This is a genomic window from Streptomyces sp. NPDC042371 (assembly GCF_056437465.1).
In genome coordinates this window covers 144,434-157,856 of record NZ_JBWKAP010000006.1, presented here as the reverse complement: position 1 = coordinate 157,856, position 13,423 = coordinate 144,434, and the positions used below count along the sequence as shown (strand labels likewise).

General features: G+C 70.7%; 12 protein-coding genes. 4 read left to right on the top strand and 8 right to left on the bottom strand.

The annotated features are described in order from the left end of the window. Nucleotides 1–59: 59 nt before the first annotated feature. The gene (locus AC068B_RS19770; protein ID WP_478672890.1) at nucleotides 60–767 is read right to left on the bottom strand and encodes a TetR/AcrR family transcriptional regulator; all 708 of its coding nucleotides are present in this window, start codon (nucleotides 765–767) and stop codon (nucleotides 60–62) included. Between the two features lie 168 nt (nucleotides 768–935). Here AC068B_RS19770 and AC068B_RS19765 point away from each other — a divergent pair, with 168 nt between their 5' ends. After that, nucleotides 936–1,406 carry a nitroreductase family deazaflavin-dependent oxidoreductase gene (locus AC068B_RS19765; RefSeq protein WP_478672889.1) on the top strand — a complete coding sequence of 157 codons (471 nt, stop codon included), beginning with the start codon at nucleotides 936–938 and terminating at the stop codon, nucleotides 1,404–1,406. A gap of 21 nt (nucleotides 1,407–1,427) precedes the next feature. On the opposite strand, the gene AC068B_RS19760 is transcribed toward AC068B_RS19765, so the two are convergent. After that, nucleotides 1,428–2,633: a geranylgeranyl reductase family protein gene (locus AC068B_RS19760; protein ID WP_478672887.1), complete on the bottom strand. Its 1,206-nt coding sequence runs from the start codon at nucleotides 2,631–2,633 to the stop codon at nucleotides 1,428–1,430. Between the two features lie 135 nt (nucleotides 2,634–2,768). Between AC068B_RS19760 and AC068B_RS19755 the strand changes: the two genes are divergently transcribed. Beyond that, entirely contained in the window at nucleotides 2,769–4,124 is a 1,356-nt protein-coding gene (locus tag AC068B_RS19755) for a M20/M25/M40 family metallo-hydrolase (RefSeq protein WP_478672886.1), read from the top strand. Between the two features lie 97 nt (nucleotides 4,125–4,221). Here the strand turns inward: AC068B_RS19755 and AC068B_RS19750 are convergent, their stop codons facing one another. Next, the gene (locus tag AC068B_RS19750; RefSeq protein ID WP_478672885.1) at nucleotides 4,222–5,262 is read right to left on the bottom strand and encodes an NUDIX hydrolase; all 1,041 of its coding nucleotides are present in this window, start codon (nucleotides 5,260–5,262) and stop codon (nucleotides 4,222–4,224) included. A 349-nt stretch (nucleotides 5,263–5,611) separates the two neighbouring features. Between AC068B_RS19750 and AC068B_RS19745 the strand changes: the two genes are divergently transcribed. Further along, nucleotides 5,612–6,010, top strand: a complete 399-nt coding sequence (locus AC068B_RS19745) for an STAS domain-containing protein (protein WP_478672883.1) — start codon at nucleotides 5,612–5,614, stop codon at nucleotides 6,008–6,010. Here the strand turns inward: AC068B_RS19745 and AC068B_RS19740 are convergent. Further along, nucleotides 5,964–6,695: a TetR/AcrR family transcriptional regulator gene (locus AC068B_RS19740; RefSeq protein WP_478672882.1), complete on the bottom strand. Its 732-nt coding sequence runs from the start codon at nucleotides 6,693–6,695 to the stop codon at nucleotides 5,964–5,966. The two genes, AC068B_RS19745 and AC068B_RS19740, sit on opposite strands and share 47 nt — an antisense overlap. 65 nt (nucleotides 6,696–6,760) lie before the next feature. Here AC068B_RS19740 and AC068B_RS19735 point away from each other — a divergent pair, with 65 nt between their 5' ends. Further along, nucleotides 6,761–8,224: an MFS transporter gene (locus AC068B_RS19735; RefSeq protein ID WP_478672881.1), complete on the top strand. Its 1,464-nt coding sequence runs from the start codon at nucleotides 6,761–6,763 to the stop codon at nucleotides 8,222–8,224. A gap of 372 nt (nucleotides 8,225–8,596) precedes the next feature. Here AC068B_RS19735 and AC068B_RS19730 read toward each other — a convergent pair whose 3' ends face one another. The 4 genes from AC068B_RS19730 to AC068B_RS19715 form a co-directional block, all read right to left on the bottom strand. Beyond that, the gene (locus AC068B_RS19730; protein ID WP_478672880.1) at nucleotides 8,597–10,492 is read right to left on the bottom strand and encodes a DUF6461 domain-containing protein; all 1,896 of its coding nucleotides are present in this window, start codon (nucleotides 10,490–10,492) and stop codon (nucleotides 8,597–8,599) included. Between the two features lie 191 nt (nucleotides 10,493–10,683). Beyond that, a complete protein-coding gene (locus AC068B_RS19725) occupies nucleotides 10,684–11,181 on the bottom strand; it encodes a hypothetical protein (RefSeq protein ID WP_478672879.1) in 498 nt (165 codons plus the stop codon). Nucleotides 11,182–11,244: 63 nt separating this feature from the next. Further along, nucleotides 11,245–12,843 (bottom strand): alpha/beta hydrolase, encoded by a 1,599-nt coding sequence (locus AC068B_RS19720; protein WP_478672877.1) that lies wholly within the window; start codon nucleotides 12,841–12,843, stop codon nucleotides 11,245–11,247. A 79-nt stretch (nucleotides 12,844–12,922) separates the two neighbouring features. Further along, complete coding sequence (locus tag AC068B_RS19715) at nucleotides 12,923–13,210, bottom strand: DUF4190 domain-containing protein (RefSeq protein ID WP_478672876.1); 288 nt, start codon at nucleotides 13,208–13,210, stop codon at nucleotides 12,923–12,925. Nucleotides 13,211–13,423: the final 213 nt, after the last annotated feature.

The following is a 13,423-nucleotide window of genomic DNA, read 5'->3' as shown; positions in this document are numbered from 1 at the left end:
TGGGTACGGAAGCCTCAAGTAGGTGAAAACGCCGGGCCGTTGGCGAAGAATCCGGGGCGTCAGCTCTGCCGCAGCAGGCCCACCCCGTGCGCGAGCTGCGTCACCGCGTGCGAGAAGAACGCCGGGCGGTCCTCGACGATCCGGTTGAACTGCCCGAACACCTCGAACCCCACGAGCCCGAAGAGCTGCGCCCACGCCGCGACCATCGCCGTGATCGTCGCGGGCGGCAGATCGGGGGCGAGGTCCGCCGCGAGCCGTTCCCCCTCGGTGCGCAGTTCGCCGGGCAGCGGCCCGAAGGCGACGCCCCGCCCCTGGTGTGCGTCGCGCACGATGCCGATGAGGACCAGGCCGACGCGCGCGGCGGCCCGGACGGTCGTGTCCGGTGCGCTGTACCCGGGGACGGGCGAGCCGTAGATGAGCGCGTACTCGTGCGGATGCTCCAGCGCCCAGGAACGGACCGACTCACACACCGCCGTCCACCGCCGGACGGGCTCCTGCCCGGCCGCCTCCGCATGCGCGGCCTCGGCGGCGGCGCCGAGCGAGTCGTACGCGTCGATGATCAGGGCGGTCAGGAGGTCGTCCCGGCTGGGGAAGTAGCGGTAGAGGGCGGAGGAGACCATGCCGAGCTCGCGGGCGACCGCGCGCAGGGAGAGCTTGGCGGCGCCGTCGCCCGCCAGCTGCTTGCGCGCCTCGTCCTTGATCGCCGCGGTCACTTCTTCGCGGGCACGGGCCCGGGCTCCTTGGGTGGCGCTGGTGGTGCTGCTCATGCAAGCCAGTGTGCCACGCGATCGGAGCAGTGCACATATTCGAGAGCACTGCTCTTGCTTTGGAGCACCGACCTCGGGCACACTGCTCTCAAGCGAGAGCAGTGCTCTCGGAAGCTGGTTCCGCGCCAGGTTCACCGCCATCACCTGCGTCACCCCCAGGAGGGCACCATGTCCACGAACACCTCGTCGTACTACCTCAAGGGCAGCCGCCTCAATGTCCGTCTGAACAGCGTCATCGGATGGCTGGCGCGGCACGGAGTCAGCCTGATGGGCAGCGCGGAACTCTCCGTCCGGGGCCGCAAGAGCGGCAAGATGCAGCGGATCCCCGTCAACCCGTATACGTACGACGGAGACCAGTGCCAGTACCTCGTGTCGGCGCGCGGGCACTCCCAGTGGGTGCGCAACATGCGTGTCGCCGGTGGCGGTGAGCTGCGACTGGGGCGCAAGGTGCGGGAGTTCACCGCCGTGGAGGTGCCCGACGCCGAGAAGCTGCCCCTGCTGCGCGGTTACCTGGAGAAGTGGGGCTGGGAGGTCAACCAGTACTTCCAGGGCGTGACCGCAAGCTCCTCCGACGAGGAGATCATTGCGGCCGCGCCCGACCACCCCGTCTTCCGCATCACCGTGCAGAAGAAGCGGTAGGAACCGTAGGAGCTGTAAGAACTAGCGGTCGTCCCGCGCCTGGAGAACACGGCCCACCATCGGGTGCGTACGCACCAGCTCGCCCAGCGTCGTGGAGCCGCGCGTGATCCTCGCGAAGGCGTTCCACGCGGGCCGGAAGCCCGTGATCGCCGTGTGCAGCATGCCGGGGCGGCGCTCGAAGGCCTTGAGCATGCGGCGTCCGACGCTCATCTCCACGCCGAGCCCCGCCTTGATGGCGAAGGCGTAGTTGAGGGCCTGGCGGCGGGCGTCCACCGCGTCGTGCGACTCGGCGACTCGCACCGCCCACTCCCCCGCGAGACGACCGGAGCGCAGCGCGAAGGAGATGCCCTCACGGGTCCACGGCTCCAGGAGCCCCGCGGCGTCACCGCAGACCAGGACCCGGCCGCGGGAGAGCGGCGAGTCGTCGCTGCGGCACCGCGTGAGGTGCCCCGAGGAGACGCTGGGCTCGAACCCGGCAAGGCCGAGCCGGGCGATGAAGTCCTCCAAATACCGCTTGGTAGCGGCGCCTTCGCCACGGGCGGAGATCACGCCGACGGTGAGGGTGTCGCCCTTGGGGAACACCCAGCCGTAACTCCCCGGCATGGGGCCCCAGTCGATGAGGACCCGGCCCGCCCAGTCCTCGGCGACGGTCTCGGGCACCGGGATCTCGGCCTCGAGGCCGAGGTCGACCTGGTCGAGCTTCACGCCGACGTGCGCCCCTATGCGGCTGGCACTGCCGTCGGCGCCGACCACGGCACGGGCCAGGACCGTCTCACCGCCCTGCAGCACCACGGCGACGGTGCGCCGGTCCGGCACCTCGGCGCCGTGCTGCTCGACGCGGGCGACGGTGACGCCGGTGCGCAGCTCGGCGCCCGCCTTCTGCGCGTGCTCGACGAGCTGCTGGTCGAACTCGGCGCGGTTGATCAGCCCGAAGAGCATCTGCCGGGAGCGGCGGGTGCGGGTGAACTTGCCGTCGAGGGTGAACGTCACCGCATGCACCCGGTCGCGGAAGGGCAGCTCGAAGCCGGGCGGCAGGGAGTCCCGCGAGGGGCCGATGATGCCGCCGCCACACGTCTTGTAGCGAGGGATGTCGGCTTTCTCCAAGAGGAGGACGCTGCGTCCCGCGACCGCTGCCGCGTAGGCCGCCGAGGCCCCGGCAGGGCCGGCTCCGACCACGACGACGTCCCACACGTACCGGGTGTCGTCCGCTGAGTTCTCGCTGCTCACGTTGGTCTACCGCTCCTGATCCCGCTGTTGGCCGCGCTTTCCCCAGGCATCCTACGGCGGAGCCTCGTGGGCCCCTCCTGTGGGAGGATCACACGTACCCACATGTACAACGTCGCACCTACGAGGAGCGTGCCCATGTCGCCGAATCCGATCGCCGAGACCGTCGCCTCACTGATGCCGAAGGCGAAGGCGGAGCTCACCGAACTGGTGGCCTTCAAATCGGTGGCGGACTTCGATCAGTTCCCGAAGAGCGAGAGCGAGGCCGCCGCGGGCTGGGTGGCCGACGCGCTGCGCGCCGAGGGCTTCCAGGACGTGGCGCTGCTCGACACCCCGGACGGCACGCAGTCGGTGTACGGCTTCCTGCCGGGCCCCGAGGGCGCGCCGACGGTCCTGCTCTACGCGCACTACGACGTCCAGCCGCCGCTCGACGAGGCCGCATGGGCCACCCCGCCGTTCGAGCTGACCGAGCGCGACGGCCGCTGGTACGGCCGGGGCAGCGCCGACTGCAAGGGCGGCGTCATCATGCACCTGCTCGCGCTGCGCGCCCTCAAGGCCAACGGCGGCGTCCCCGTGAGCGTGAAGGTGATCGCGGAGGGCTCGGAGGAGCAGGGCACCGGCGGCCTGGAGCGGTATGCGGAGAACCACCCCGACCTGCTGACGGCCGACACGATCGTCATCGGTGACGCGGGCAACTTCCGGGTCGGTCTGCCGACGGTGACGTCGACGCTGCGCGGCATGACGCTCGTACGCGTCAGTGTCGACACCCTCGAAGGCAACCTGCACTCCGGCCAGTTCGGCGGTGCGGCCCCGGATGCCCTCGCCGCGCTGGTGCGCACGCTGGACTCGCTGCGTGCCGCGGACGGTTCGACGACGGTCGACGGTCTGACGAGCGACGCCGCCTGGGACGGGCTGCAGTACGAGGAGAGCGACTTCCGCAGGGACGCCAAGGTCCTCGACGGTGTGGAGCTGATCGGCGAGGGCACGGTCGCCGACCGCATCTGGGCGCGCCCGGCCGTCACGGTCCTCGGCATCGACTGCCCGCCGGTGATCGGCGCGACGCCTTCGGTGCAGGCGGCCGCACGGGCGCTGATCAGCCTGCGGGTGCCGCCGGGCGTGGACGCGGCCGAGGCCACGAAGCTGCTCCAGGCGCACCTGGAGGCGCACACCCCGTGGGGCGCGCAGGTGCGGACGGAGCAGATCGGGCAGGGACAGCCGTTCCGTGCGGACACGACGAGCCCGGCGTACGCGGCGATGGCCGAGGCGATGGGTGAGGCCTACCCGGGCGAGGAGATGCAGTACGCGGGTCAGGGCGGCTCGATCCCCCTGTGCAACACCCTCTCGTCGCTGTACCCGCGCGCGGAGATCCTGCTGATCGGCCTGAGCGAGCCGGAGGCGCAGATCCACGCGGTCAACGAGAGCGTGTCGCCCGAGGAGCTGGAGCGGCTCTCGGTGGCCGAGGCGCTGTTCCTGCAGAAGTACGCGGCGAGCTGAGGACCGCCGGTCCTGCCACGCTCTGCCGGGAGTTGAGGAGCCTCGCCTTCGGGCGGGGCTCCTTCTCTGACGGGAGGCGGCGCGCCTCGGCGGACGGCTATGCGCCGAGCGGGACTCCGGCCTCCAGATAGAGCGTGACTCCGCGTTCCCGCGCGCGCAGCGCCCAGCGCAGCCGTTCGTAGCGCACGGCGGGCAGCAGGTCGGCTGCTTCCTGTTCGGTGACGAAGCGCCAGTCGCGCAGTTCGGGCCCCGGCAGCAGCATGCGGACCGCGCCGCTGTCGAGCCGCCCGCCGTCGAAGAGGAACCGCATTCCGCCGTAGCCGGGCGGATTGGGCGGCTCCCAGTCGGCGACCAGCAGGTGCGGCGTCTCGGTGAGCTCGATGCCGGTCTCCTCGGCGACTTCGCGCACGCCCGCGCGTGCGGGCGCCTCGCCGGGCTCGACGACACCGCCGGGGAACTCCCAGCCCGCCTTGTACGTGGGGTCGACGAGCAGCACCCGGTCCTGCTCGTCGAAGAGCAGCACTCCGGCGGCGAGGGTCTCCGCGGTGGGCTCCGGTGTCTGCACGATGTCGCAGCCGGGCGCGGCACCGCTGCGGACGGCCTCGGCGATGCGTTCGGCGGTCTCGAAGGGCGTGAGGAGGCCGGTGTCGACCCGGTGGGCGTCGCCGTCGATCCAGTCGGCACGGGCGGCGCGGTACGGCTCGATGTGGTCGAAGGCCCACTGCCGCACCCGCATGTCGCCGTCGGGCAGGTCCGACGGCACGGGACGGCCGGATATTCGCTCGCGCAGGATCGTTTCATCGGGGGCGAGCAGGACGTGGTGCACGGTGATTCTGCGCGCCGCGAGACCGCCGAAGATCTCGTCGCGGTACTCCTGCCGCAGCAATGTCATCGGCACCACGAGGACGCCTCCAACCTCGGCGTGCAGTGCGGCCGCTGTGTCGATGACGAGGCGGCGCCAGATCGGCAGATCCTGATAGTCGCTCACCTCGTCGAGGCGCTTGGGCGGCAGGAGGTAGGGCAGTGCGCCGCCGATGACCTCGGGGTCGAAGAGTGTGCTGTTCGGGATCAGCTCGATCAGTTCCCGTGCGGCGCTGGTCTTTCCCGCGCCGAACGCACCGTTGATCCAGACGATCACGGTTCCCCCTCTTCTGTTGGCCCCCTGTGGCTTGCCCGCAACACCCTGCCATGGAAACCCGGCGCTGATGGGAGCGGAACCGCCCGCGGCGCGTCGATTCCGCGGCACCCCCGCGACGCTCCGCACTCCCTCCCCGACAACGCGAGACTCCACGTCAAGGGGATTGACGCATCTTCACTCCAACGTGTGGCACTGCCCTTCCGTGAATCGTTCCCGCACTCCAGGGCGCGTCCGCCCCCGCTAGCGTTTTCCCGGTAGGCACCCCAGTCCCCGGTGGCCTCTCACTACTGGCACTCCCGTTGCGCCACGCTCCTTCGCGAGCCCGTCGGCGCCGGCGCTGGGGGGATGGATGCGGCAAGACGAACTGAAGGCATACGCGCACGAGGAATCCGATCAGCCTCCGCGGGTGTACGGACTCGACCACGCGATAGTGATCGAACTGCACGGAGAGGTCGATGTCGTGGCCTACCAGCGGTCGGCGCCGCTGGTGGACGCCGTGACCGCGGGGCCGGACCCGGTCGTGATCATCGACCTGAGTCAGATCACGTTCATCGACTGCTCGGGACTCTCCCTGCTGATGCGGGCCCACCGGCGGGTGACGGCGAGGGGCGGGCGTCTGTGCATCGTCTGCACGCACCCGCTGACACTGCGCATGCTGCGCGTCACGGCGCTCACCGCCGCCCTGTCACCGGTGGCGACGCTCAGCGCGGCGCTGCTCCTCGATCCGCCCGACCGCGAGACGCCCTGAGGGGCTTCGCCGGTTCGTGGTGGAGCTGATAGTGCGCGCGCCAACTCGGCGTCGCCGCGCCGCCCATGACGGTCATCACGACGTCGTGGGCGAGCGAATCCGTGACGCGCAGGTGGCCGAAGAGGACCCGGTGGTAGGTGGTGGCGCCGAGCATGTCCAGGAGCAGGTCGATGTCGGCGTCGGGACGGATGTCGCCGCGCTCGATGCCGCGCCGTAGGGCCGCCTCCGTGGTGGCCCTCCTGGGATGGAAGATCGTCTCGGCGAAGACGCGGTCCAGCGCGGGGTCGTCGGCGAGTTCGGCCATCAGCGCCGGGAGCGTACGCCGCCCGAGGCTGCCGCCGAAGGCGCGGCTGAGGGTGTCGATGCCTTCGATCAGATCGCAGTGCGTGCATCCCGTGTCCGGCGTGGGCGCCGTCCCCATCGTGTCGGCCAGGGCCGCGATGACGAGGTGCTGCCTGGACGGCCACCGGCGCCTGATGGCGGGCTTGGTCGTGCCCGCGCGCCGCGCCACCGCCTCCATGGTCAGGCCGGGATAGCCCCCCTCCTCGAGCAGCTCCTGAGTCGCCGTCAGGATCGCCTCGTCGAGCCGGGTGTCGCGAGGGCGTCCCGCGGGGCGGGCGGCGTGGGACGAGCGGTCCGCGTCGCCTGCGCCGCCTGCGTAGAGCGAGGGGTCGGGGGTTGCCATGGGATTCAGTATAGGTAGCATGTCATTTCGTTCCGTTCCGGATCGAAATATAAGGAGGGGCTGTCTTGCCCGAGCAGGAGTCGGCCGCCGGCCGTGCGCTTACGGAGCCCACGGCACCCAGCGCAACCACGCCCACGGATATCGCTGATCCCCCGCGCGAGAGCGTGTTCCGCGCCCCCTACGCGGCGCTGACCTGGGGCATCGTGCTCTCGGTCGCCCTGGTCGCCTTCGAGTCGATGGGCGTGGCCACCGTTCTGCCCGAGATCGCCGGGAGACTCGGCGGCCTCGGCGCCTACGGCTGGGGCCTGTCCGCGCTGATGCTCGCCAACCTCATCGGCACCGTTGCCGCGAGCCGCGCCGCCGACCGGCATGGCCCCGCGCGCCCGTTGACCCTCGGCCTCGCCGTCTTCGCCGTCGGCTGCGCGGTGGCGGGATCGGCGCCCGACTGGCCGCTGTTCCTCACCGGGCGCTTCCTGCAAGGGCTCGGCGTCGGCGCCGTCATGGCCCTCGCGTACACGGCCATCTCGCTGGCCTACCCGCAGCGGCTGCGCGCCCGGATGTTCGCCCTCGTCTCGGGCGGCTGGACCGTTCCCTCGCTGGTCGGCCCGACGATCGCCGCGCTGATCTCCGACCACGTGTCCTGGCGGGGCGTGTTCGTACTCCTGCTGCCGCTGGTGGCGCTGGCCGCCGCGCTCGCGCTGCCACCGCTGCGCCGCCTGGGCGGACCCGACCGGGCGCCCGCCCCGGACGGCGGTCCGTGGTGGGCCACACCGGTGGCGCGCAGCGTCCTGCTCGCCGCGGGCACCGGAATCCTCCTCGCCGGACTCGAACTGCGCCAACCCGTCCTGCTTGCCGTGCTGGTGCTGGCGGGCGGCGCCGCGTCCTTCGGCGCGCTGCGCTCGGTCACTCCGGCGGGCACGCTCAGCGCGCGACGCGGCGTGCCGACGGGTGTCGTGCTGCGATTCCTGCTCTGCGGCGCCTATTTCGGCAGCGAGGCGTTCCTGCCGCTCGGCCTGGTCGAGCTGCGCGGACTGAGCGCGACGGAGGCCGGTCTCGGGCTGTCGGCGGGCGCGATCACGTGGGTACTCGGCGCGGCCTGGCAGGGCCGGGCCGACAGCCGCTGGAGCGGCCGGTCGCGGGCCGTGCCGATCACCGCGGGGTTCGCGGTGCTGCTCGTCGGCATCGTGGTGATGGCCCTGGGCGTCCTGGTCGACGCGACGCCCGCCTTGACCGCCGTGGCGGGCTGGGCGATCGGCGGGGCGGGCATGGGTGTCGCCTTCAACGCCGCGACCACCGACACCATGGAACAGGCCCCGGCCGACCGGCAGGGCGAGGCGAGCGGCGCGATGCAGCTCGCGCAGACCCTGGCGGTCGCGGTCCTCAGCGGCCTCGGCGGCGCGGCGGTGGCCCTGTCGAGCGCGCACGGCTCGTCGGTGTCGGCCGCGCTGGCGGCAACGTTCGCGCTGACGGCGGTGCTGGCGGCGGCGGGTGGCTTCATGGCGCGGCGGATCAGGGCGGGGGTGGAGTGACGCGTGACCCGGTCAGGTCGGGTCGGTCTCTTCGTCCCGCCTTCGGCTTCGCCCAGCCACCCGCTAGCCGTTAGCCGTTAGCCGCTACCGCGCTGGTTGTACGCGTCGGCGGCGTCAACTCCGTGCGGTTGGCGGGATTCAATCCGCTGCGGGATTCGGTGGCAGCAGGCGCGGTTCTACCGTCGAGGTGTTCTGCAATCGAACGGTTCGGGGGAATCATGCGCAGGGCAATTACTGGTGCGGTGCTTGCCGGTACCGTGCTCGGCGCACTCGGGTTCACGGCGGGTCCCGCATCGGCACAATCAGCACAACCCATGGCAGGCGCCGCTGACGGTGCACCGGTCAGACGGTTGCCGGGCGGCGCGGCACGGGCTAGCCGAGGGTGGTCGTGAGCTTCACGTGCCACTCCCCCGGCCCCGCGGGCCCGGTCCACGGACGGGTCGGGAGCGTCGGCAACCTGCCCTTGGTGAGGGCGAATTGCGGTAGCGACACCCCGAACGTCGCCGCTATCGCGTGCAGGGCACGGCGCTCGTCGGAGCGGTCGGTGGCGGGTCCGGTGGGGTGCGGGAACAGGTGGTCGGGAGAGAGCTCCGCGGGGAGGTCGCCCCACTGGTGTCGCTCTGCCTTGTGCACCGTGAATCCGTAACGCTCCTTGCCGTCCTCGGCGCAGGTGAAGTGGAACAGCCCCTCCTGCCGCCAGACCGTGAGGGCGCGCGTGCCGCGCGACAGTTCGGTGCCGGGGTGGGTGAGGCGGTCGGCGTTGAAGCCGAGCAGGCGGTGCGAGTCGAAGGCGAAGCTCCAGCCGCCCCCGGCGCCTGAGCGGACCGTGGAGCCTATGCGAGTCATCGCGCCACGCCGCTCCTGGTGCGACGCGTACTGGAGAGTCATGAGCTCGGCCTCGCTCGCCACCGGCTCCAACGGTCCTGTCCCGAACCGCTCCACCAGCTCCTCGGGACGCATGCCCTCCACCAGGACGAACCGGTACGCGTCCCGGAGCCCACCCATGAGGACCAGGTCCGTGAGCCACCCGAGCCCGTCGGGCACGCTCTCGGCCACAACGTCGGGCACAGACACCGCGTGCCCGTGCCCGGCCCGGGGCGTGACCAGCAGTTCCCGCCCCCGCTCCGGTGTGATCACCGGGCCGAGCAGCGGGTCGCCGAGCAGTCCGAACGGGGCCACGTGGTCCACCCCGTACGGCTCCCACTGCGGGACCGCCGCCACGAGCACCCGCCAGGCGCCGTCCGTGTCGCCCCAGCGCGCCAGCTCCCTGGCCTCCTTGACGGCACGTCCGAAGGCGCCCGGCGACGCGTACTCGTACGTACGCCGTCTGATCTGCTCCAGGACGACTTCGGCGCGCTCCCTGTCCGACGCGTAGTCATCGGTCACAGGGCCAAGCACGAAGGTGTCGTACGTCCGCCCCTCGCGCAGGTGACCCTTGACCTTCAAGGGCAGCACCTCGCCCGCGTACAGCGGATCGTCCATGCGCGGGTCGACCGGCACCCAGCCGTACCCGTCGAGGAGTGCCCGGAGTTGGGTGGCCAGCAGCCGCGCCCGCGGTCTGCCGAAGTCGTCCGCCTCGTCGAAGACGGCGAGCGCCTCGTCCACCTCGCCTCTCAGACACGCGAGCCTGGCATCTTCCACATTGGCGTCGAGCGTGCGCGTCACCGCGTTCTCGAAGTCGGCGTCGGCGCCGCCCGAGCGGTAGAACCCCTTGTACATGCCTTCCATGAACGCGCGGAACGACTCGTGCCGCTCGGGCTCGTCACCGCTCCACCCACGGTGTACGTAGACCGCCCACTCCCCGTCGGCGCCCACGTCTCCCGGGTCCAGCAGCACGTCCGTCATGTCCGAGTCGAGCGCGAGCTGCAACGCCCGGCCCCACATACCGGCCCGCAGCACCTCATGCTCTGCCGGGTTGTCGCCCAGATTCTCCTCGAACACCTCCTGCAAGCCGTACGGATCCCCGTACGACGCGATGTCGTCCGCCCCCGCCAGCAGTTGGACGGGGCCACCCGCATACCGCCAACCATCCGTCGTCTCTAGGAAGGAGCGGAGAGACGGCGGCAGCGGCGCCTCGACGCCCAGCCCGCGCAACCGCTCCTCCAGAGCCGCGATCCGTGCCGGACCGGCCGGACCGAACCCCAGCCAGCGATCCCGCAGGATGTCCTCGTCCAGCTCCTCGAACTCCTCCGGCTCACTCGCGGCCAGCGCGTCCAGCCACTCCTCGCTCCACCGCCTGAGCAGCGGCCCCCACTCGAAGATCTCCATACGGGCCATCGTGGCAGCCACCACTGACAATTGCCGCTGGCGTCGGGGTGTCTGGGCGCCCGACGCCAGCGGCGGCACCGTGGCACAGGGTCGTGCCCGGTCGGGGGTACCGGGCACGACCCTGCATCAAGTACTTCGTAGGCAGGGGCGATTACGGATGCGTCGCCGGTCCGACTTTTTCGGCACGGGGTTCATGCGCTCCCGGTGACCTCAACTCGTTCCCTCTCCTCCTCGGCGGCCGCTCGGAGTTCGGCACGGGCCGCCCTTATGGCGGTGATGGGCGCCAGGGTGAGCTTCAGCATGGGCACCAAGGCGACCGCCAGCACTCCCAGTCCCACAATGAGCGTGGTGACCTCGGGGTTTGCCCAGGGAGTCGGGTCTTCATGGTCCGCGAGCCAGGCGAGGCATCCGATGGTCGCGAGAGCCTGCCCCAGCATGATGAATCCCCAGAGCGTTCCGGCGATCGTCTGCAGTGCCGTCCTCTTCAACCCGGCACTGGCACTGTTCAAGTATTCGAGCCCGACGCGTCTGGACCCACTCTCCAGGGCTCTCTCAGTGGCTGTTCTGACGATGCTCTTGATCTGTGTCTCGACAGCCTTCTGGTAGACGGCCACCTCCACTGCTGCGGCGAGGAGGACAACAGGGGCGACTGCGGCGGCAGTTGTGGCGAATGATTCGGTCATCTTCATGAGCGGGATCTTCGCCTTCGCGAGCCGATGCCGTGGGTGAGTTACGCAAGAGTGATCTGTCAGCTACTTCTGCCCGGCCGGAGCCCGGCAGGTCAGGTCCTTGGCGGGGAGTTTGCCCGTGGTCAGGTAGGCCGTGGCGGCCCGGTCCGCGCAGGGGCTGCTGTCCGGCGCGTAGAGGACACCGTGTCCCTCACCGCCTGCGACGGTGAGCATCCGGGAGCCGCGCAGGGCCCGGTGCATGGCCTGACCGGCGAAGAGGGGCGTCTGAGAGTCCCACTCGTTCTGCGTGATCAGCGCGCCGGCCTTGTTGTCGATCCTGGTCTGCGGTTCGCTGCCCCGTTCCCAGAAGGCACAGGGTGTGATGGCGGCCGCGAAGTCGCCGTACAGCGGATACCGGGCCTTGTCGCGGATCGCCTCGCGGCGGTACTGCGCAGGGTCGTGCGACCAGGTGCGGGTGTCGGCGCACATGTAGGACCAGGCGATGGAGAGGTAGTTGTCGTCGGGATCCTGGACCTGACCGGGGGTGCCCGGAGTGCCGGACGTGCCGGACGTGCCGGACGGGGCGGGCGTGGCAGGCGCGGCCGGGTGCTTGGCCTTGGCCGCCTTCTTCAGTCCGGCGATCCGTTCCGCGGCCTTCTGGACGTGGAAGAACGTGCCGTTGTCGGCACGGATGCCGTCGCCCGTGAGGAGCTGTCCCTCAAAGAGGATGGGCTTGCGGTTCGCCCGCGCGATCAGGTCCCAGTAGGTCTTGCGTACCTCGGCCGGAGTGTCGCCGAGGCCGTAGGCCGTGTGCCGACGGGCGGTCCATGCGGTCCAGCGCGTGAAAGCCTGCTCGGCCGCCTTCGCCATGTCCCGGAACATCCCCCGGTAGATCCGGGTCGGATCGGTTGCACTGTCCAGCACGATCCGGTCGGCCCGCTGGGGGAACAGCTGCATGTAGACGGCGCCGAGGTAAGTGCCGTAGGACATCCCCAGGTAGGAGATCGTCTGCTCGCCCAGCGCGGCGCGGATGACGTCCATGTCACGGGCGCTGTTGCGGGTGGTGAGGTGCGGCAGCATGTCACCGGCTTTGGCCCTGCACTTCCCGGCGAAGGTGCGGACCCGGTCCACGTCCTTCGCGAACGTCTCCGCCTTGTACGGATGGTCGGCCTGTTCCTCGGCGGTCAGCCCGCAGCTGACGGGAGAGCTCCGCCCGACGCCCCTCGGGTCGAAGCCGACGAGGTCGTACCGCCGCTTCACTTCCGCGGGGAACTCGAGGAGCGGGTCGGCAGGCAGCCGCAGGCCCGGTGCGCCGGGGCCGCCGGGATTGAGCAGCAGAACGCCGTGACGTGCCTTCGCACTGCCCGCCTTCAGCCGGGATATCGCGAGGCCGATCGTCCTGCCGCCGGGGTCGCTGTAGTCCAGTGGCACCTTGAGCGTCGCGCACCGGAAAGTGGCGGGACTCTTGGCGTCGCAGCGTTTCCAATGGAGCTTCTGCTGCGTGTACTTCCGCAGGGGGTCCTTGGCGGTTGTGGCGCCGGATGCCGTGGACGCGGTGAAGACCGTGGACGCGGTGAACGCCGTGGGTGCCGTGGACGCCGTCGCGGGCGTCAGCACCGAAAGGGCGGCCGCCGCGAGGCCGGCGGCGAACAGCCGGGCCTTGCGGGTGTTTCTGCTTCGCACGATGATGCTCGTCCTTGTCGAGGAGAGTGGGCAGCCGATTCACCGGTGAGGGAAGGCGGGGGGGAAAAGGGAAGGCCGGTCAGTTTCCGTTCAGGTGCTCGCGGACGCATTGCGTGTACTGATGGAAACTGTCGGGCTGGTAGCACTCCTGCGTCTTGTTCGCGTACCAGACCATGAGGACAGCGACCAGCCCGGACACCACGATCGCGAGGGCCGACGTCACCACGGCGGTAACGGCTTTGCCCCGGCCCACACCGGTCCGCTTGGCCGTCATCAGCGCCGCGATGCCCAGGATCAGGCCGAGCACGGCGAGCGGGCCGCCGATGAGGACGACCGAGGTGCACAAGCCGGTGATGCCCAGTGCCATGGCGGCCGTGGCCAGGCTGTTCCTCGGCGAGGTCAGGCCACCCGGCGGTGATGTAAGGCCCGGTGCCCTCCCGTTCGTTTCCCTCCCGTTCGTTTCCCTCCCGTTCGTTTCCCTCCCGTTCGTTTCCCTCCCGTTCGTTTCCCTTCCGTTCGGTTCCCTTCCGTTCTGTGCCGTCCGCGTCCGTACCTGAGCGTTCATCGGCCCGTCCTTCCG

What these genes read in the sequence shown, in the direction of transcription:
- AC068B_RS19770 (WP_478672890.1), bottom strand. Translation starts at nt 767, where the DNA reads ATGAGCAGCACCACCAGCGCCACCCAAGGAGCCCGGGCCCGTGCCCGC.
- AC068B_RS19765 (WP_478672889.1), top strand. Translation starts at nt 936, where the DNA reads ATGTCCACGAACACCTCGTCGTACTACCTCAAGGGCAGCCGCCTCAAT.
- AC068B_RS19755 (WP_478672886.1), top strand. Translation starts at nt 2,769, where the DNA reads ATGTCGCCGAATCCGATCGCCGAGACCGTCGCCTCACTGATGCCGAAG.
- AC068B_RS19745 (WP_478672883.1), top strand. Translation starts at nt 5,612, where the DNA reads ATGCGGCAAGACGAACTGAAGGCATACGCGCACGAGGAATCCGATCAG.
- AC068B_RS19740 (WP_478672882.1), bottom strand. Translation starts at nt 6,695, where the DNA reads ATGGCAACCCCCGACCCCTCGCTCTACGCAGGCGGCGCAGGCGACGCG.
- AC068B_RS19730 (WP_478672880.1), bottom strand. Translation starts at nt 10,492, where the DNA reads ATGGAGATCTTCGAGTGGGGGCCGCTGCTCAGGCGGTGGAGCGAGGAG.
- AC068B_RS19725 (WP_478672879.1), bottom strand. Translation starts at nt 11,181, where the DNA reads ATGAAGATGACCGAATCATTCGCCACAACTGCCGCCGCAGTCGCCCCT.
- AC068B_RS19715 (WP_478672876.1), bottom strand. Translation starts at nt 13,210, where the DNA reads ATGGCACTGGGCATCACCGGCTTGTGCACCTCGGTCGTCCTCATCGGC.